Genomic DNA, 20,083 nt, shown 5'->3' on the forward strand with positions numbered 1-20,083 from the left:
GAAGGCGTCGGTTAAAGGCGCCTTGTTTGCGGTCCTGTCCTTCCCACTACTGCTTCCGGTGCTGCTTTCTGCTATGACTGCGACAGACATCGCGCTTCAGGGAGGCAATCCGGATGACATGTGGAATTACATCAAAATTCTGATAGCTTATCCAATAATCGTGATAACACTGTCGTACATCTTATTTGAATATGTCTGGAGTGAGTAGATGACTCTATTGAAAATCCTGCTATTTGTTTACATGGTAGTGACGATAGTGTTCAGCTTCGTAACGCCGCCGCCTATCGTCGGGCAGGATTGGGCTCCGGCGTCTCGCATTTTCTACTATCATGTTCCGTTTGCATTCGTGTCGTTCATCGCGTTTGCGCATGCCATGATTCAGAGCATTCTGTATTTAAAGAGAAAAGATCCCAATGCGGATAACAAGGCAGCCATGGCGGCAGGGCTTGGATTGATGTTCTGTTTTGCCGCGACTGTGACCGGCTCTATTTTCGCTAAGATCGCATGGGGTACATTCTGGAACTGGGACCCGAGGCAGACCTCGATTCTGATCCTGCTTGTGATTTACGGTGCGTATTTCGCTCTGCGGCAGTCGATTGCACAGCCCGAAAGGCGAGCCTCGTTCTCAGCGGTATATTCGATACTTGCCTTCGTCACCGTGCCGTTTTTTGGATTTATCGTTCCACGAGTATATCAATCGCTGCATCCTGAAGATACACTTGTGGCGAAAGGGCAGCTCAATATCGGCGGGTATGTAGCATTCATTTTTCTCTCATCTCTGTTCTGCTTCCTCTGTACGTATTTCTGGCTCCACAGTATCGGGAACAGAATTCAGAAACTGGAACAAAAGCAATTGGAGGATAGTTATGACTTCGAGCGGGCTTAACTTAGCGGTGATGGCCGTCACGCTGATCGGATGGGTCGGCATTTTTGTTGTGGTGTTTGCGCTTGATAGACGTGTCAAGAAACTGGAGGAGCGGTGAAGAGAAAGTGGATCGCCGGTGCAGTGATAATCGTTGTGGCCGCTATATGGGTATTCTCGTCTTTCAATGATTCATTGACGGCATACGTATCGTTCGATGAAGCGAAGGCGCGAGATAAACGTGTTCAGGTCATCGGCACCATAGTGAAGAAAGATGTCAATTACGATAGCGATAGCCTTCGGCTTGTTTTTCGCATGCTTGATGATGAGGGGGATGATCTGACCGTCGTATATGCAGGCACTATGCCGGGAAATTTCGATCAGGCGACGAAAGTCGTTTGCAGGGGGAAATATGTGGACGGAAGATTCGAGGCTGACGAACTTCTGCTGAAATGTCCCTCCAAATATCAGGGAGAATCATAGATATGTTCTTTGGCAATCTGCTTCTTTCTATGGCGTTTGCATCTTGTATGGTTGCATTGGCCGGCTATATTCTGGCTGCCGCCGGCAATAGGTCTTTTGTCTCTCTTGGTAATCGAGCTTACGCTACGTTTGCAATCAGCACTATCGCACTGACGACACTTTTTCTATATCAGATTTTGACGCACAACTTTCAACTGGAGTATGTGCATGCTTACAGTTCAACCGATTTATCATTCTTCCTGTTATTGTCGACTCTCTGGGCCGGTCAGGTCGGGACATTCGTCCTCTGGCTTCTGCTTACGGCGCTCGTAGGGCTTCTTATATACAGGCGCGACGACCCGTTGAGCTCAACAGTGATGATCTATTATCTGTTCGGGGCGCTCTTCCTGTTCGTTCTGTTGTCAGCGAGTTCTCCATTCAAGTTGCTCGCGACGGTGCCGGTTGAGGGAAGAGGTTTGAATCCGCTCTTGCAGAATTTCTGGATGATTATTCATCCGCCGATTGTATTTGTAGGGTATACGCTATTAGCGGTACCGTTCGCCTATGCAATGGCAGCTCTCACCAAAAACGACTACAGCAATTGGAATAAGAACGTCTTTCCGTGGGCGCTTATTTCGTCCGCAATACTCGGTCTCGGGATATTCCTTGGAGGCTATTGGGCTTATGAAACACTCGGCTGGGGCGGTTACTGGGGATGGGACCCGGTAGAGAATTCGTCTCTCATTCCATGGTTGACCAACACCGCACTTGTGCATGGACTGCTTGTCGAAAGGCGATACGGTCAATTGCGCAAATCGAACTTGCTCCTTGCTGCGTTGGGATTTCTGCTTGTGATGTATGGGACATTTCTTACTCGAAGCGGTGTGCTCGCCGACTTTTCGGTACATTCATTCACCGACCTTGGGCTGAATATTTACCTTGTACTATTCCAGCTCACGTTTCTGGCCGCCATTGCGGTGCTGTTCGTAATGCGTTTCCGCAGCATCAAGCCGGAGAAAAAGACAGATGATCCATGGTCGGCCGATTTCATGCTCGCTATCGGAGTGATTGTCACTTCGGTGTTCGCAATACTGATCCTTGTGGGAACTTCCGCGCCACTTCTGACGAGGTTGCCGTTTTTCTCGGAGCCTGCTAATGTCAGCATGGATTATTACTATAGTATGGCATTGCCATTCGGGGTGCTTCTCGCGCTGCTCGCTGGTCTTGCGCCGTTTCTGAAGGCGAAAGATATATCTGTTGCCAATGTTCTGAGGAGATCGTCGGTATCGCTGATTATCGCTGCAGTAGGCGTTGTCGTCGGTATCATGGTCGGTGTGACATTGGTCAAGCACTTGCTGCTGATCTTCTTCGCGGTGTTCGCTCTGGCTGCCAATGCATATTTCCTGATCATGTATCCCGCTAAAGTCGGCAAGAAGATGGGCGGCCATCTGACGCACATTGGGTTCGGAGTTCTGCTGATCGGTTTTATCGGATCGAATGCATTCGCTACGGGCGAGAAGGTTGTTCTTGCTGTCGGTGAGCCCAAAGAGGTAATGGGGTACACGGTAACGTATACCGGAATGCAGGGAGACATCGCTGAATTCGACAATGCGGTGTATCTGGATATTGAACATGGTGGTGACTCGTTCAATGCCGATCCGAAGTTGTTCTTCGACTCCTACAACCGTGGAATCATGAGAAAGCCTTTTGTCAGGCAGCATCTTCTCTATGATCTGTATATCGCTCCGGAGCAGCTCGAGAAGAGCGAGCCGGGGGAAACTTATGTTGTGGAGAAGGGTGAAACTGTCGAAGCAGGTGACTGGAAACTAACCTTCCAAAAATATGAAATGGGCTCACACGGTGAGCCTGGCTCGATGCAGGTCGGTGCAGTGGTCACCGGAGTTAACGGTCAGGATTCCGTGACGCTGATTCCAGTGCTCGCAATATCATCCGATGGTGCGCGATCCAGCGAGCCGCAGCCTATGGGCGAAACAGGTCTCGTCATGACGCTGGAGCAGGTCAATCCCGACCAGAAGACAGTGGGACTCAGGATAGCCGCTATCGGCGAGACCGGCAAAGACAGACTGGTTGTCGAAATCTCAAGGAAGCCTCTCGTACTTCTTGTCTGGCTTGGATCGGTAGTGATAGTGATCGGTACATTGATAGCAACCTACAACAGATATCGTCTATCAGTGCTTCGATAGACATCCGAATCTGTCTTTCCCATGAATCGGCTTGCAGTAATTGAGTAGCCTTGTGCGTCCATTATCCGCCATATTGCGTCATATTTTGAACTTGTACCATTCTAGTGTAAGTTTTCATTGCATTGAATTCAACTGAGCTTATATTCAACACTTGATCACTGTCTTCTGGAAAGGGATTTTCCGTGCAATATTTCCTCGGGCTCGACATCGGATCAGTTGCGCTCAAAGCAGTCGTAATCAATCGCTCTGGCAGCGTGCTTCATACATACTATAAGCGAGTCGCCGGCCAGCCTCTCGCGCTTCTTAGATCCGTACTCGATGAAATCCTCGGGATGTACGATGCGAGCGATTTCGCGGGCGTCTGTTCCACCGGTTCAGGTGGAAGACTCGCCCAGGACAGGATCGGTGGCGATTTCCTCAATGAGGTTCTTTCGAGTCTGGCAGCGAATCACCGCCTGTTGCCGAATATCTGTACAATCATCGAGATGGGTGGCGAGGACTCGAAACTAATCAGCGTGCAGCAGGACGAATCGTCTGGCAAGCTGCTGCTGGATGATCTTGCGATGAACTCTCTCTGCGCGGCAGGGACGGGATCATTCCTCGATCAGCAGGCTTCACGTCTCGGTCTTTCAATCGAAGGTGAGTTCGGCGAGCTGGCCGTCAAGTCTGAACATCCGCCCAGAATTGCCGGGCGATGCTCGGTTTTTGCGAAGTCGGACATGATCCACTTGCAGCAGACCGCCACGCCGGATTATGATATCGTGGCGGGACTCTGTTACGCTGTCGCGAGAAACTTCAAGTCTGCTATCGCGACCGGCAAGAAGTTTGTCAAGCCGATCAGTTTTCAGGGTGGAGTAGCGGCGAATGTCGGCATGATCAAGGCCTTTGAGGACATCCTCGACCTCAAGCCGGGTGAGTTGATCGTTCCTGAGATGCACAAGCACATGCCTGCGCTCGGCGCTGCATTGTATGCGGCGACAGTCGAAAATCCCGCTCTGTTTGATTTGCGCTCTGGTTTCTCGCTGATAACTGATATGGGAAAGACTGGCGGAGCCGAACCGCTAACTTACATATTTCCCGACAGCAAGTGTTACGATATCACATCATCCGCATCGGTGCTATCTGCTGATACAACCGAGGGATGTCTCGGAATAGATATTGGGTCACTGTCGACGAATGTCGTAGTGATCGACAAAGACAATAATGTCCTCGCGAGGCGCTATCTGATGACTGCGGGCAGGCCGCTGGAAGCCGTCAGGAAAGGTCTCAAAGAGGTCGGCGATGAACTGGCGGGACGAGTTAGAATTGCGGCGTGCGGCACGACCGGATCGGGGCGATACCTCGTCGGTGATTTTGTCGGCGCAGACATTGTCCGAAATGAGATCACTGCCCAGGCAACGGCTGCAATTGCGATCGACCCGAAAGTCGACACAATCTTCGAAATCGGCGGTCAGGACTCTAAGTTCGTCTCGATCGATAACGGTGTCGTAATAGATTTTGAAATGAACAAAGCCTGCGCCGCAGGTACGGGATCATTTCTGCAGGAGCAGGCTGAAAAGCTGGATATTCGAATAGAGACGGAATTTGGTGAAAGGGCACTTAATGCATCGTGCCCGGTCGGTTGTGGCGAGAGATGCACGGTCTTCATGGAATCCGACCTCGTTGCCCATCAGCAGTCGGGTGCGGATAAAGATGACCTGATTGCAGGGCTTGCGTACTCAATTGTGAACAACTACCTCACAAAGGTTGTGCAGGAGCGTCGCATAGGAAAACATATCTTCTTCCAGGGTGGAGTGGCGTGGAATAAAGCCGTTGTCGCCGCATTCGAGAATGTCACAGGCCAATCGGTCACTGTGCCGCCTCATCACGATGTCACCGGCGCAATCGGAGCGGCAATGCTTGCCCGAGAAGAAATCACGACTCCGGAGAGCAGGTTTAAAGGTTTCGACCTTACGAATAAAACCTACCGTCTGGAGAGTTTTGTCTGCGAAGACTGTTCGAATATGTGCGAAATCAGACGAGTGGTGATGGAGGGCGAAGAACCGCTTTACTATGGCTCACGCTGCGAGAAATATGATGTTGATCAGTCAAGTAGAGAGGCTGAAGGTCCTGATCTTTACAAGCTCCGCGAGAAATACTTGTATGCTGCATTCAAGCGGCCGGTAGTTGAGGGACGGCGGAGTGTCACAATAGGCCTGCCACGTGTACTAATATTTCATGAACTCTATCCGTTCTGGTCGGGGTTCTTCCGATCTTTGGGTTACAAGACGATCCTCTCTGCACCGACGAATCAGAGAATTCTGGACGATGGACTGCAGCATTTTTCGTCTGAGACGTGTTTCCCCATCAAGGTAACTTTCGGACACATCATGGACCTCGTGAAGAAGGAAGTCGACTATATCTTTCTGCCGAGTATAATCAGCGTCCATGACGAAGGCTCCCCGCACATACAGAGTTATCTTTGTCCATATATTCAGGCAATACCGTACAATGTAAGAGCGAATGTTGATCTGTCGCACACCAATGTCAAACTGGTCTCGTTCGCCGTCAGCTTGCGCATGGATATGAGTTATCTGCTGGAAAACCTGCGTGAACTGATGCAAATGTTTGGTCTGACTTACACGGAATATGAGGCTGCCGTTCAGGCGGCATTTAAATCGCAGACAGGATTTTACGGCAAGTGTCGGGATGCCGGAGACGAGTTCCTCGATTCGCTCGATCCGGATGAGAAGGCGGTTTGCGTAATCTCCCGCCCGTACAACGGATGCGATAACAAGCTCTCGCTCGAAATTCCGAAGAAGATCAGGGGGCTTGGCGTGAAGGTTGTCCCGATGGATTTCCTTCCGCTGGAGAAGTATCTGCCGAACATCAACAACAGCAATATGTACTGGCGCTTCGGTCAGAAAATTCTCGCAGCAGCCGATTTCATCAGGCAGCATCCGAATCTATATGCCGTCTACATCACGAATTTCGGTTGCGGTCCCGATTCGTTCATCACGCATTTCTTCGCCAAGCAGATGGAAGGAAAGCCGTTCCTGCAGGTCGAAATCGATGAACATTCCGCTGATGCGGGAATTATAACGCGGCTCGAAGCATTTCTCGATAGCCTGAAAGCTTATCGAGCCAAGCCCATTCGCGAGAAAGTGGTTCCGCCATCGAACGGCAACGGGTACGACAGGAAGGTCTACATTCCGTACATGTCCGATCATGCCGTTGCATTAGCCGCAGCGATGGAGGCGTGCGGAACGGAGGCTGAACCTCTGCCTCAGCCCACCAGCGAGAGTCTCAACTGGGGAAAGAAGTTCACAAGCGGCAAAGAGTGCTTCCCCTGCCAGGTCACGATGGGTGATATGATCCGGAAAATCAAGGAGCCGGGGTTCGATCAGGATCGGGCGGCATTCTTTATGCCATCCGCCGGTGGACCTTGCAGATTCGGACAATACCATTTGCTTCAGAGAAGTGTCCTCGACAAGCTCGGCTATAATGAAGTTCCGATATATTCTCCCGACTCGGAGAATTCATACAATGACTTCCCGTTTCTTGAGAAGAGGTTCAGGCGTGTGGCCTGGGCTGGTGTTGTCGCTACTGATCTGCTGTTCAAGCTGTACAGGAAGTACAGACCGTATGTCACGAATAATCCCGAGTGCGACAAACTGTACAAAGACTACCTGAATCGCCTCGCCGGGGCGATTCGGCGTGACGAAAACCTGCAACAAGTCCTTTTCTCGGCTCTATCAGATTTCAAGAGGCTCTCCCACAACGGTACTGAGCGGAAACCTGTTATTGCAGTTGTTGGTGAAATCTTCCTGCGCCTAAACAGCTTCTCCAACAACTCCCTGATAGAACGTCTGGAAGAACTCGGCGCTGAAGTCTGGCTGGCGCCCATGTCAGAGTGGATATTCTACACGAATTTCACGTACAAACTCCAGTCGAGAAAGGACAGGGATTTCAAGAGCTTTGTCGGCGGCTATCTGAAGGACAAGATCCAGAAGAATGATGAGAAACGGCTCGCTGATGTCTTGCTTCCGCATGTCCCGATCGCACACGAGGCTTCGGTCGAAGATGTAATAAAATTAGCCCAGCCGTTCATCGATGTCTCGCTTTCCGGAGAGGCAATCCTGTCCGTAGGGAAAGCGATAGATTACTTCAATCGTGGTGCCAGCGGAGTAATAAACACTCTGCCGTTCAACTGCATGCCCGGCACTATTGTAACATCGATTTCGAAGAAGGTGCAGTCACACTGTGGCGGGCTTCCGTGGCTCAACCTCGCATACGAAGGGCTGGAAGATAAGAATGAAGAAATCCGCCTCGAAGCTTTCCTGCTTCAGGTGCGTCAGTTCGATGAGAATCGACGCTCCGGAGTTTCTTCTCACCAATAAAATTGTTGATTTCTATCTCGGCCAGTCTATATTCAGTCTGACAATCTACTCACAGGTGGTCTTGATGAATTCCGATTTTCGCGCGATATCCGATCAAATTCTTGAAAACTGGTGGAAGACAAACCCGACTCAGGCAACCGGCAACGGGATGCATGAGTATGATAATGAATTAGAAACACTGGATCCCGACAGCAGGATCGAAGTTCTGGGAGGATACGAGCGTTTCAGATCGAAACTATCGGAATTCGATAATTTACAGGATCAACTCAGTAGCGGCGAATTGCTCGATCTGGCAATCCTCAAGAGCACTCTTGATTTCGAGATCGGAATGGAGAAGGAGTACCGCCGCGTGGAGCGCGACGCAACGGTCTATCCCGATATCTGCCTTTGGTCCACATTCTTGCTGCTGGCACGCGAATCCCTGCCGTGCGAACAGCGAATGGAGTCGCTTGCGGCGAGGCTTCGCCAAATACCGAGGCTGCTCAATGAGGGCAAGGCAAACCTGCTGGCCAGCTCGAACATTCCTGCTGCCTGGACGAGAATCGGCATGGAGGTGACACAGTCGGGGATGGGCTTCTTCTCAGCGGTGATGCCGCTGCATGCGAGTCGAGTCCCGGCTTTGACGAATGACATCACCGATGCAAGCCGAAATGCAGTTGCTGCTTTGGAGAGCTACAGTCGATTCCTTAGGGATGAGATTATGCCGGCGAGCGACGGCGAATACCGTCTCGGTGAAGAGATGTTCAACTTCCTCCTCAAACATGGTTATCTGTTGCCGTATGATTGCGATGAGCTGGTATCAATTGGAGAGGAGTGCATTGAGTCCACAAAGGCCGCTCTCCATGCGTCGGCCAACGAAATTGACCGAAACACAACCTGGGCCGACCTTGTTACCGAGATCAAGAGAGAGACTCCGACTGCTGAATGCCTTCTAGGTTACTACGGCAGGGAGATTCAGCGAGTTAAACGGTATCTGATGGAGAAAGATATAGTCACGATTCCCGATGGCGAGTCGCTGACTGTCGAGGAGACGCCGCTTTTTGAAAGAAACAGGCTCCCATACGCAGCATATGTTGTCCCTGCGCCGTTCGAGGAGATGCAGGAAGGGATGTTTCTCGTGACGCCGATAGACCCCGGTCTTCCTCCGGAGGTGCGGCAGGAGCAACTCTCAGGACATTCTAAAGCATCGGTGCTCCTTAAAGCTATTCACGAAGGGTATCCGGGGCATCATTTGCAGTTCCTCCATTCGAACCGGGTCGATTCGAGAGTTCGCAAGGTGTTTCGCTCAAACCTGTTCGCTGAGGGCTGGGCGCTCTATTGTGAGGAGATGATGTTCGAGCAGGGATTCTATGATTTGAAATCGCGCCTTTTTCAGTTGAAGGACCAACTTTGGCGGGCGTGCCGTGTCGTGATCGATGTCGAGCTGCACCGCGGTAACATGAGCTTCCAGGATGCTGTACGAATGCTCGTCGATGTTGCTGGGCTCGAGCAGGTAAGTGCTGTTGCAGAGGTGAAGAGATATACACAAAGCCCCACTCAGCCGATGAGTTATATGATAGGAAAGCTGGGAATCCTGGATTTGCGGGATAAATGTCGCTGCGCCGAAGGAAACGGCTTTGATTTGAAGAGTTTTCACGATACGATTCTATCCTACGGGACAATTCCTATAGGGCTAATCGAGGATCAGATATTAAACTAGTTCAAAGATAGTGGGAGGCAACATGTCATTAGCAGTCACAGACACCAGTTTTGAGGAAGAGGTATTGAAGTCCGATGTTCCGGTTCTGGTAGATTTTTGGGCCGAATGGTGTGGACCGTGCAAAATGGTTGCACCGATAGTCGATGAGATCGGACAGGAATATGCCGGCAGGGTGAAAGTTGCGAAGATCGACGTCGATTCAAACAGCAAGATCGCTACTCAGTACGGTATCATGAGCATCCCGTCGTTGCTCTTTTTCAAAGACGGCAAAGTGGTTGATCAGGTGGTCGGAGTGATTCCGAAGAAGGCGTTCGTGGAGAGATTGAACAAGATTCTGGGATAGAGTATGTCATTGACAAATCCATCGGATGGAGAAATCAGGCGAATTCTGCAGGATTCTAGGACGATCGCGGTTGTTGGTCTTTCGGGCAAGGAGGACCGGCCTTCTAATCAGGTAGCGTCTTATCTGAAACGTCACGGATACAGGATCATACCGGTTAATCCCGTTGAGAGGGAGATTCTCGGAGAGGTGGCTTACCCGAGCCTCAAGGATGTGCCGGAGAAGATCGATATCGTGGATGTCTTCCGAAAGAGCGATTCCGTGCCGGATATAGCGAAACAGGCCATAGATATTTCCGCGGGCGTGCTGTGGCTTCAAGAGGGTATAACCCATGAGGAGTCGGCAAGAGTCGCCCGGGAGGCGGGCCTGACGGTGTTGCAGGATGTCTGCATCAAGAAGCTTCACGCGAAGCTGTTCTAGGTCCGATTGCTGAACGATTTCGCCTGGTCTGACAGCGAAATTTGCGTATAATTAAGCAAGTTGCTTCACAACTGCATACTATTCGCCGATATAGGATAAGATGAGATATAATCAGATGCCAAATCAATACAGAGTGGGATTTGACTCCCGACTGCCGCTCGGTATCAAGTGGCTTCTCATAATCAATGCCGCAGTCTTCCTGCTCGAGCTGTTTGACCGATCCCAATTGCTCATCACATATTTCGGCTTGACTCCAGTCGATGTGCTAACCGGCCCGCTGGTCTATCAGGTTGTCACGTACATGTTCCTGCATAGTCCCGGGAGCTTCATGCATATATTCTTCAATATGTTGATGCTCTGGATGTTCGGCGCGGAGATAGAACGGATGTGGGGTACTCGGAAGTTTCTCCGATTCTATCTTATCACAGGCACGGTAGCCGGGATATTCACTGTTCTCCTGACCCCGAATTCGTCAACCCCCGTGATCGGTGCATCAGGGGCCGTACTCGGTGTACTGGTTGCATTTGCGGTGCTCTGGCCCGACAGGAGGGTCTATCTCTATTTCCTTCTTCCTGTGCGAGTGAAGTACCTCATGATGTTCATTGTTGGCATGGACCTCGTGCTGGCATTTTCCAGATCAGGAGACAATGTTGCGCACTGGACTCATCTCGGAGGTGCGATTTTCGGCCTGCTGTACATGAAACGCGGGGGAATCCCCAATTTCGTGCGAAAGAAGATGCTCGGGATTAGGTCTAACAGGCAGGACAAGAAGGAAGAAAAAAAACAAGCGAACTCTGATAAACTTATGGATGATGTCGATAGAATACTTGACAAAATCAATGAAGTAGGTATCAATAACCTAACGGACAAAGAACGCAAGACCCTTGAACGTGCATCGTCCCAGCTTTCCAAGAAGAGAAGGTAGATGGCAAAGAAGATTCTGATAGCCGATCAATCCGACACAGTGCGAAGTGTCGCTGAGAATCTGTTTCGACAAAGAGGGTTCGAGGTCGTATCTGCTTCGGACGGCATGGAGGCGCTCGATTTGTTGAGAACCGCTGAAGTCGACCTCGCATTCCTCAATTCAGGATTGCCTGAGATGGACGGGTATACGGTCTCAAAGCAGATCAAGAGTGATAGCAACACTTCAGACATAAAAACTGTCCTTCTTCTCTCAACATCAGAGATAGTCAACCAGCGCAAATTCCTCTCCTCGCTTGCCGATGAGACTCTGAATAAACCATTTTCTCCAAAAGATCTTTTGGAGATAACGTCGCGTGTACTTGATATGGAGCTCGACACGGGCGGTGAGAATGATCTTGAGTCCGATGGAGTGTACCATCTCGACGAGGATGTGGAAGAGCTTGATCTGGCGCAGGATACCGATGTTGAGATGGATTTCAGTACCATCTTTGCAGATGACAATAAGACCGATGCCGATTCACAAATGGATGACATAGTCCTGTCCGATGCTGCAACTGATGATTCTCCCGGCAAAAAGCCTGTGGAATCGCTTGATGATGAACAACCCGGTTCTGAAAGAAGAAAGAATGTGAAAGAGTCGGCAGGGGCCGGCAGAGCTGAAGAGTCGATCCATTTGTCGGAGGATCAATACGGAATGCAGACTCCAAACGAAGAATCAGAGGTGGATGGTCCGCATGACTATGGATGGTTTGTTCGTGAGATGAAACGGGATATGAAATCAGCGAAGTCAGACGGGACGAAGGGCAAGTCATCGTCTGCTGCTTCCGCTGTCAAGACGATCCCGACTCAAAGTCAGTCTAAGGCAGCCTCAGCAGAAGTGAATTTCAACGCCGAGGAGATTGGATCGTCAAAGATCAATTTCAGAGCTTTGCGGGCTAGCACAGAAGGCAGTTCGATGCCCGTTGTTGAAAATGATGAGACTGAGATTCCTGATACTGACGCAGCGAAGCTCTCTCTGGCTGAGAAACTCCTGGTCAGAGAAGTTGCCGACCGGCTTGCAAAAGAGATACTTAACCGCTTCTCTCACTCTGATCTCCGACAGATACTTACAGATGTTCTTGCCAGCCTGAAAAAAATGTGATCCTCTGGATATTTCCGTCATAAATTGTTATATTCTCGTGTTGGTGGGATGATGTGTTGTTCCCGATAATGCACCTTCTGCGTTATTCCTGTGGAGCACACTCGGCCTATCGATGTGATTGAACTCGAACATGCGGCGGGATTCGTGTAGCGATTTACGCCGCGGGTTTTGCCAATATTCTGTGATTGAGAGCGGGGAAACTAGACCATGATCAAAATGTCAAACAACAGAGCGGGACTATTCACTGCAGCAATACTGCTTTCGCTGGCGGTACTAATTGTGACAACATCGCTGCATGCCCAGATGGATCTCTTCGGTACAGAGAGTGAGGCTGAGGAACAGGTCGTCGAAGTCTCTTCAGCGTTATCTGTAACAGCGGCAACGGCAGGCAAGACTTACCAGTGTGCGGCGATCATAGACATCGTTCCTGAGTGGCACATTAATTCGCCGTATGTTACCCAGGATTTCCTGATCCCCGCTGAGCTGTTGCCTGATACAATCCCCGGTCTGACCCCGATGGGCATAAGATATCCGGCAGGGTTTGAGGCTAATCTTCTTGGCGAGGTCATGTCCGTATATGGTGGACGGACCGTGATCCCCTTTAGCGTCACGATTGGCGCTGATGTTGCCGACGGTGACTATACGCTGCCATTACGATTCGTATTTCAGCCCTGCAATGACAAAGCCTGCCTTCCACCCGACACAGCGGATATACCTCTATTGATAACAGTCGGTCAGGAGGGTGAACCGGCGAATGCAGCGATTTTCGGAGCTATCATCGAAACGACTGAATCCACAGAGCCTCCGATCGAACAGGAAGAATCACAAAGTGAGATCCAGAGACTTATCGACAAACACGGATTCTGGGGCTATTTCATTGCGCTCGGCCTCGCATTCGTCACCGGGTTGCTTCTATCATTTTCGCCCTGCACATATCCGATGATTCCGATCACAGTAAGTATTTTTGCGGGACAAGAGAGGACTGTCGGTCGTGGGTTCATCCTGTCGCTCTTTTATGTCGGCTCGATGGCATTCGTGTACGGCATAATGGGGCTGATTGTCTCCCTGGTGGGTGGCGTGTTCGGAGCCTGGCTGGCAAGCACACCGGTCGTAATCGGAATAGCGGTCGTGTTCGTCATATTTTCGTTATCGATGTTCGGCCTGTACGAACTGCAGGTTCCACTTTGGCTGCGAACGAAACTCGGTAAGCCAAAGTCTGGTGGTGGAGTTGTCAGTTCGATGATTTTTGGAGTAGTCGCAGCCCTTGTAGTATCTCCCTGCGTCGGACCTTTCGTAGCAGGCATCCTCCTCTATATAGCGACTGCCGGATCGCCATTACTCGGTTTCGTTGTCTTATTCGTTTTCGCCCTCGGGCTCGGGACGCTTTTTATGATAATTGGCACATTCTCTTCCGCAATCAGCGCGCTACCCGGTGCCGGTGGATGGATGGAGTCGGTCAAGAAGTTTTTCGGCTTCGTGCTGCTCCTTATGGCAGTCTATTTCCTGCGAGCTGTGATTCCGATGGAGATCACGGCAATACTGTCGGGGCTGTTGCTGATATCATTCGGCGTGTTCGGCGGTGGCTTCGATCGACTTGTATCGGAATCGGGGTACTTCGACAGGTTGAAGAAACTCCTCGGAGTGCTGGCGTTTCTTCTTGGCGCGTATCTGTTGCTTGGCAGCATTATCATGCAGGGCTTTATCCTTCCGCCGCTGTCCGTGGGTCTATCCGAAGGTGGATCGAGCATCGCACCGCACTCGGAGCTGATTGAATGGGAGACTAATCTTGAACGGGGACTGGCTCGTGCGGCCGGCGAAAACAAACCGGTGCTGATTGATACGTGGGCGACCTGGTGTATCAATTGTCGCGCACTGGACAGGAAGACTTTCGGGAATGCCGCTGTTGCGCAGGAGGCAAAAAGATTCGTGCCTGTCAAAGTGCAGTTGGAGAACTCGAACTCCGAAATATCCAAAGACTTCATGACTCGATTCGGTCTGAAGCACTTCTCACTCCCAACGACACTGTTGCTGAGCCCTGATGGAAGTGTGCGGCGCATAATGCAGGGTGTTGTGGAACCGGATGATATGATTGCGGAGATGCGCAAAGTCCACTGAGTACAGCGCACCCCGACAGTAACAATGTAGCTCTTACAAAGAAGACATTCCGGTCAGTGCTGCGAATGCCTTCTTGCGCAGCTTCGATGTGATTACCTGCTCTCTACTCAATTCATGCACCTATTTGTCCGCGCATGCAACTACGACAAGTTTTTTTGAACGTCATCGCCGAAAGAGGTTGAATTATCTAATTCTGCTTTATATATTGGCGATTGATGATAATTAAGGGCAACATGAAATGACAAGTAAGAAAAAAAGTAAAGCACTCATAGTGTTTCTCGAAGATCAGAATCGCGACAAAGTGCAGAGTCAGCTTGCGGGCAGTTTGTCTGACGAACAGAAGCTGCAACTCTATCGTGCATTCCTTGAAGATACTATTTGCAATTGCCTCGATCTCGTAGACGTTGATATCAGAATCAACCATCCATCAGGTGCCACCGGAAAGATCGTGAATGAGATTGTGGAGAGTTTGAAGACGACCCTCACCGGAAAGGCCCTTAAGCTGCTCAAGTCGCCGCATGTCCGGTTGACCGAGACAGTCGGAGATACGGTGGGAGATCGCATGTCCAGTGCATTCAAGAGCGTCTTTGAAGAGGGTTTCGGACAAGTCGTGCTTATCGGTTGTGTCACGCCGACACTTCCTCCAAGCACGATCATGAATGCCTTCAGACGCATCTCGAATTATGATCTGGTCATCGGACCGACTCTCGAAGGCAGCTATTACCTTCTTGCGATGCGCAGGCACATTCCGATTCTGTTCGAGAAAATCAATTGGTCGGATGACAAGACTGTCTACTCTCAGTTGGCGAGTCTGTGCAAAGACGGTTGCGGTGACTGGGACGAGATGGATCTGTGGTACGACCTCAGGCAACCCGAGGATCTGGAATTTCTCGTCAGAGATATCAACCACTTCCGTCTTGTGGGCGACGAGAAATCTGCCGCGCGCACTGAGAAGGTGCTCGAGGAAATACTCAAAGATATTCCAAACTGATCTGAGTACAGACAGGGAATGACACTATGATCTGGAAACTTGAGCGAATGCTCTGGCAGCAGGTTCGTGAACTTGTGCCGGAGAAAATCGATACCGCATTATTGCCTGTTGGGACTATCGAGGCGCACGGTGCGGCGTGTCTCGGAACCGATGGTTTCATTCCGTATGATATCGGTGAGCATGTCGGTGAGAAACTTGATGTCATTCTCGCACCGCCCGTCTGGTATGGCGTCACCAAGAGTCTGCTTGGTTATCCCGGATCATTGACTGTCACCAATGAACACTTGCAGGATTATATCTACGATCTCATGAAGTCGTTCAAGTATCACAAATTCAAACGCATCATAATCCTCAATGGTCACGGTGGCAACAACTCTGCATTGAAGGAAGTAGCGGGCAAGGCCTACCACAATCTCGGCATGTGCATCGCAGTCATTCACTGGTGGATGCTTTGCGGTGATGTCACCAAAGAAGTCTACGGCGGCGAGGGAGGCCATGCAGGGTGCGATGAGACCGGCTATGTCATGTCGATCGATCCGTCGCTTGCAGACAAGAGCTACTATTCCGAAGACCTCGTGTACGAACATCAAACTGCTGCGGATGTATATCCCTATCCCGGATCGGTTGGAATCTACAACGATCGTGGCGAGGGCCGCCCTGACTTCGATGCCGAGAAGGGGAGAGTCTACGCCGCGAAAGTCAAAGACAAAGTCCTCGAATTCATCACGTATATTCTATCTCAGTGGGACAAAAACGGATTTTAGTTGTATGTCAAAACCCCTGTGGTTTTGACAAAGCCCGGTGGGGCAGAATCCCGGAGCGAAGCGGAGCGGTTCTGCCTACTTGCTGCGCCTTCAGGAATCCCTTCCGACGGTCTTTCTCAGAAACCTCATTTGACTCCATCGAACCGCGATCAGAGATCGCGGCCACACGGCGCAGAATTGCACAGGTACAATCTCATCTCTCCCAAATCTCAAGCTTCTTTTCGGAGACCGCTGCTGTGACTCCGAGAGAGAGCCAGAAGTAGATCACGTAGGACCCGGAGCCTAATAGCGAGCCCATTTCGAACATCGAGTTCAGAATGCTGCCTACTATCATGCCTATCATTGCAGAGTGCATTACGCGGTTAGCCTTATAGCTTGTTCCCGAACGCGCTACGCATTGAGACTTGAGCAGACGGTAGTAAATCATCAGGACAAGAATCAGACCCGGAACTCCAGCGCCGACCAAGACTGCTATATAGAGGCAGTGCGGATTATACCCTTCATCGGATCGTCTGAAGCTTATGATCTCCGAAATCCCCGTCATAGCGGCCTCACCTCTGACATCGGTGTTGCGCAAATCGAATCCGTAGCCGATAATCGGTCTGTCGACAGCGGCATCAATGCCGTGCTGCCATAGAACAATACGACGGTTGGATGACATGCCGATGCGTGTCAAGTGGTAGAATGATGAGTATATGACAGCCGATGTCAACACGGCGATAACAGCGAATACTGCCACGCTTGCTAAGGCGATGACTGCCTTCTTTCGTCGTTCGACAAGGATGAATGTGAGCACAAATCCGAACAGGGCGATCCAGGATGCGCGCGACCAGGTCAGAAGGAGGGCACACGATCCCAGCAAGGTGCCGATGCCGAACAGAAATCTGGTTGCCTTCTGTCTGCAGGTCAGCAAGGCGGTCAATAGCAGCGGAATCGATGAATTAAGAAATATCCCGAACGCGTTCGGATTGGCGAAAAAGCCGGTGAACCTCGCGTACTTGCCCGACGCCAGGCTGGCAAAGGAGAAAACCGATGAGCTGAACACTGAGATTAGCAAGGCCCAGAGAAACAGGCGAACATGGGACGAATTCTCAATCGTCTCTTTGGCTACCAGATAGACCAGGAGAAACGTGGTGAGCCTCATCAGTGTGAGTGCGCTCCCGAGTGGCCTCACGGCAAACAGTGAGCAGAGAAGTGACCAGCCGATGAACAGGGCGAATGCTTTCTCGATCTCGCCGAGTCCAACACCCAGCGCCTTCTTCTCAGACAGATATCTAAGCAATGTGATCCAGAGTATAACGATCAGTATTGCATATTTCGCCATTCGCATGGTTGAAAACTCTATCCCGCTTACTTCGGCGAGATGGGACAACAATGTCAGTGCGAGTGTCAACCCCACAGGCGAGATTATCAATGCCAAAAGGACGGCTAGGCCAATGAAGAAGACGCTTCCGGCAAGAGGGCCCAGCAGAGCCAGGGTTCCGACCAGAGTCGAATCGATGAAAGCGACAACCCAGTGCCGCATTTTGGGAGACTTGGTCCGCGCAATGCGATCAATTGAGAACAATGCTACTCCCTGTCTCTCAACCTAACGGCTTCCTGGAGACCGTTTTCAACATCTCCTTTAGCTGCAGTCTCATTGAATCTGATTCTCCGCCATTCCCACGGAATCGATCTTGAGCGACAACGATCAGTGTGGATAGCATGAAGCTGAGGATGAACGCCGAAAATGTTATCAGCACTTTGCGGGGACGGAAAGGGCGCTCTGCCGGGCGTGCGAAGTCAAGAATGTTCACCACAGGTACGTCCCGTAGTTCCTGAATGCGGGACATTTCCTGCTGCTGTGCCAGAAATTCGTATATCAATTCCTGAATCCTGACATTCCGTTTCAAAATCGAAAAACGGAGGTAGAGATCAGGGATATTACTCAGCGGTATATCAAATGCAGAATTTGGCGAGTTCGAGCTGCTATCCTCCCCCATTTCACCCACCTTCAATTTGGCTTTTGTCTCGTCAACCAGCATGCGTTGTCTTATTAACTGCGGATGATCGGGACTTAGAGTTTTTTTCAGTATTTCGAGTTCAACCTCTGCCGTTGTCAAATCTGCCTTCTGCCGAGCGAGATTCTCGATCAAAGCTGCTGATTGGTGATCCAGTGATATCGCCATGTGCTCTTCCTGGAATTGCCGCAGCTCCGAAGCCGCTCGCTGCAATTCGTGTTCAGTCTCCTGTATTCGTTTCGCCAGGAACTCGGCTTGTAACCCACTCTTTCGACTCTGTATGTTTAGATTTAACCGGTTCAGTTCTCGTACGAGTTGATTAACAATATTCGCAGCGAGCATTTGATCATTCGCGATTGCCTCGACAGTGATAATTCCATCAGTTTCGACCCTTACGGTCAGATAATCCCGAAGTTCCGACACAGTCTCCCACTCAGTCTTGGATCCGTAGAATGTCTGCAAATCAAGCGAGTCAACAACCTTCTTCAGGATCGACTCAGATTTGAGCATACTTGCGTAGAGATCCGAAGGAGTAGCCATAACCGGCAGGGTGAAGTTGGTCACTGCATGTGCGATCTGTGCAACCGAGAGGTCCCCGAAACCACCGAGGCTTGCCTGCGAATCGGGCGGAAGGATTGTCGCCCTGCTCTTGTATTCGCCTGGAATCAAGAAGCTGACCAGAGCTGCCGCTACCGTTACAATCAGTGTGTTGAGTATTATGAACCGTCTGCGGTTCACAATAGTATTGAGAAGTGACAATAGATACATGCTGTACACCCACTAAGTGAAACACCGAAATTGGTTAAGGAGTCGCGGGGCAAAACCCCTGCGGTTTTGACATTTCTTGCTAAGCGTGAAGTGTTCACCGCCTTTAGTGACAACTACTCCTTAAGATTCAGGATTTAGAATAATGAGATCGTTCAGACGTGTCAAGGCAAAAGAGGTAGGCCGGGAGGTCTGCTGCCCACATGTTATATCACCCGTGGCCGCGATCTCTGATCGCGGTTCGACGGGGTCGAACGAAGCAGTTAGGCATTCGCTTTAGAAGGCAGTTGATTTCAGGGATTGGCTTACTTCAATAGAAGCATCTTCTCAGATGTCAATTGCTGTTCAGTTCTCAGGACATAGAAGTAGATACCGGATGCAACATCTCGATGGACGTCCCACTTTGTCATGTATGTGCCTTTCTCCTGGCTGCCGCAATACAGTCTGTCGATAACTTGTCCGAGGATGTTGTAGACAGAGAGTTCAACCTTATCACGGTGCCTTGCAAGGTCATATCGTATAGTTGTAGTCTCGTTGAATGGATTCGGATAGTTCTGATACAGAACATCATGATCGTTGGGCAGTATATAGCCAGTCTCATCGTCAGCATCCAGAGGCAGAGTATCTGATCCGGCAAATACGTATATCCTGCCCTTGTTCCAGTGCTCTATGTCCCACTGGCGTGAACCGACTACCAAGTCTTCAACTCCATCTCCGTTGAAGTCACCGGCAGACCCCACTGACTGTCCAAAATGGTACTTTGGCGCTGGAACTTCGGAGTTCCAGATTGTGATGTCAGCAAGTGTATCCATGTCCCGCGCACCAAAGTAGACTCGAAGCAAACCGTACCCCAGATCCCAATTCGTGTATCCGACGGCTATGTCGTCCCAGCCGTCATGGTTGATATCACCACACAGATCCGCCACATCACCCGGATGTTCGAGAATCTTCGGTATTGTATCGAATGGATTGCCTCCATAGAATATGCAAGGCGGATGAGTGCCATTACTTGTCACA

The 20,083-nt window shown here is 50.5% G+C and carries 17 protein-coding genes; 14 read left to right on the forward strand and 3 right to left on the reverse strand.

Annotation, left to right across the window (positions count from 1 at the left end; genetic code table 11):
* The 14 genes from KKH67_11810 to KKH67_11875 all read left to right on the forward strand — a co-directional run.
* Positions 1-208 (forward strand): heme exporter protein CcmB (locus KKH67_11810; GenBank protein ID MBU1319865.1); only part of this gene is annotated, 208 nt, incomplete at its 5' end.
* A complete protein-coding gene (gene ccsA / locus KKH67_11815) occupies positions 209-886 on the forward strand; it encodes a cytochrome c biogenesis protein CcsA (protein ID MBU1319866.1) in 678 nt (225 codons plus the stop codon).
* A complete protein-coding gene (locus KKH67_11820) occupies positions 867-983 on the forward strand; it encodes a CcmD family protein (protein ID MBU1319867.1) in 117 nt (38 codons plus the stop codon). Before ccsA (KKH67_11815) ends, KKH67_11820 begins: the two co-directional genes overlap by 20 nt.
* A complete protein-coding gene (locus KKH67_11825) occupies positions 980-1,345 on the forward strand; it encodes a cytochrome c maturation protein CcmE (protein ID MBU1319868.1) in 366 nt (121 codons plus the stop codon). The genes KKH67_11820 and KKH67_11825 overlap by 4 nt, the downstream gene beginning before the upstream one ends.
* 2 nt (positions 1,346-1,347) lie before the next feature.
* Entirely contained in the window at positions 1,348-3,528 is a 2,181-nt protein-coding gene (gene ccsA / locus KKH67_11830) for a cytochrome c biogenesis protein CcsA (GenBank protein ID MBU1319869.1), read from the forward strand.
* Positions 3,529-3,710: 182 nt separating this feature from the next.
* Positions 3,711-7,907, forward strand: a complete 4,197-nt coding sequence (locus KKH67_11835; protein MBU1319870.1) for a CoA activase — start codon at positions 3,711-3,713, stop codon at positions 7,905-7,907.
* Complete coding sequence (locus tag KKH67_11840; protein MBU1319871.1) at positions 7,822-9,606, forward strand: DUF885 domain-containing protein; 1,785 nt, start codon at positions 7,822-7,824, stop codon at positions 9,604-9,606. Before KKH67_11835 ends, KKH67_11840 begins: the two co-directional genes overlap by 86 nt.
* A 22-nt stretch (positions 9,607-9,628) precedes the next feature.
* Complete coding sequence (trxA, locus tag KKH67_11845; GenBank protein ID MBU1319872.1) at positions 9,629-9,949, forward strand: thioredoxin; 321 nt, start codon at positions 9,629-9,631, stop codon at positions 9,947-9,949.
* Positions 9,950-9,952: 3 nt separating this feature from the next.
* A complete protein-coding gene (locus tag KKH67_11850; protein ID MBU1319873.1) occupies positions 9,953-10,366 on the forward strand; it encodes a CoA-binding protein in 414 nt (137 codons plus the stop codon).
* A gap of 115 nt (positions 10,367-10,481) precedes the next feature.
* A complete protein-coding gene (locus tag KKH67_11855; protein MBU1319874.1) occupies positions 10,482-11,291 on the forward strand; it encodes a rhomboid family intramembrane serine protease in 810 nt (269 codons plus the stop codon).
* Positions 11,292-12,431 (forward strand): response regulator, encoded by a 1,140-nt coding sequence (locus KKH67_11860; GenBank protein MBU1319875.1) that lies wholly within the window; start codon positions 11,292-11,294, stop codon positions 12,429-12,431.
* 207 nt (positions 12,432-12,638) lie between these two features.
* Positions 12,639-14,546 (forward strand): thioredoxin family protein, encoded by a 1,908-nt coding sequence (locus tag KKH67_11865; GenBank protein ID MBU1319876.1) that lies wholly within the window; start codon positions 12,639-12,641, stop codon positions 14,544-14,546.
* A gap of 238 nt (positions 14,547-14,784) precedes the next feature.
* The gene (locus KKH67_11870; GenBank protein ID MBU1319877.1) at positions 14,785-15,537 is read left to right on the forward strand and encodes a DUF2064 domain-containing protein; all 753 of its coding nucleotides are present in this window, start codon (positions 14,785-14,787) and stop codon (positions 15,535-15,537) included.
* A gap of 26 nt (positions 15,538-15,563) precedes the next feature.
* The gene (locus KKH67_11875) at positions 15,564-16,301 is read left to right on the forward strand and encodes a creatininase family protein (GenBank protein MBU1319878.1); all 738 of its coding nucleotides are present in this window, start codon (positions 15,564-15,566) and stop codon (positions 16,299-16,301) included.
* Positions 16,302-16,494: 193 nt separating this feature from the next.
* On the opposite strand, the gene KKH67_11880 is transcribed toward KKH67_11875, so the two are convergent.
* The 3 genes from KKH67_11880 to KKH67_11890 all read right to left on the reverse strand — a co-directional run.
* Positions 16,495-17,868 (reverse strand): O-antigen ligase family protein, encoded by a 1,374-nt coding sequence (locus KKH67_11880; protein MBU1319879.1) that lies wholly within the window; start codon positions 17,866-17,868, stop codon positions 16,495-16,497.
* Positions 17,869-17,884: 16 nt separating this feature from the next.
* Entirely contained in the window at positions 17,885-19,069 is a 1,185-nt protein-coding gene (locus tag KKH67_11885; protein MBU1319880.1) for a hypothetical protein, read from the reverse strand.
* 302 nt (positions 19,070-19,371) lie between these two features.
* The coding region (locus tag KKH67_11890; protein ID MBU1319881.1) for an FG-GAP repeat protein at positions 19,372-20,083 on the reverse strand (712 nt) is incomplete at its 5' end.

It is taken from the genome of Candidatus Zixiibacteriota bacterium (assembly GCA_018820315.1).
Classification (GTDB): domain Bacteria; phylum Zixibacteria; class MSB-5A5; order JAABVY01; family JAHJOQ01; genus JAHJOQ01.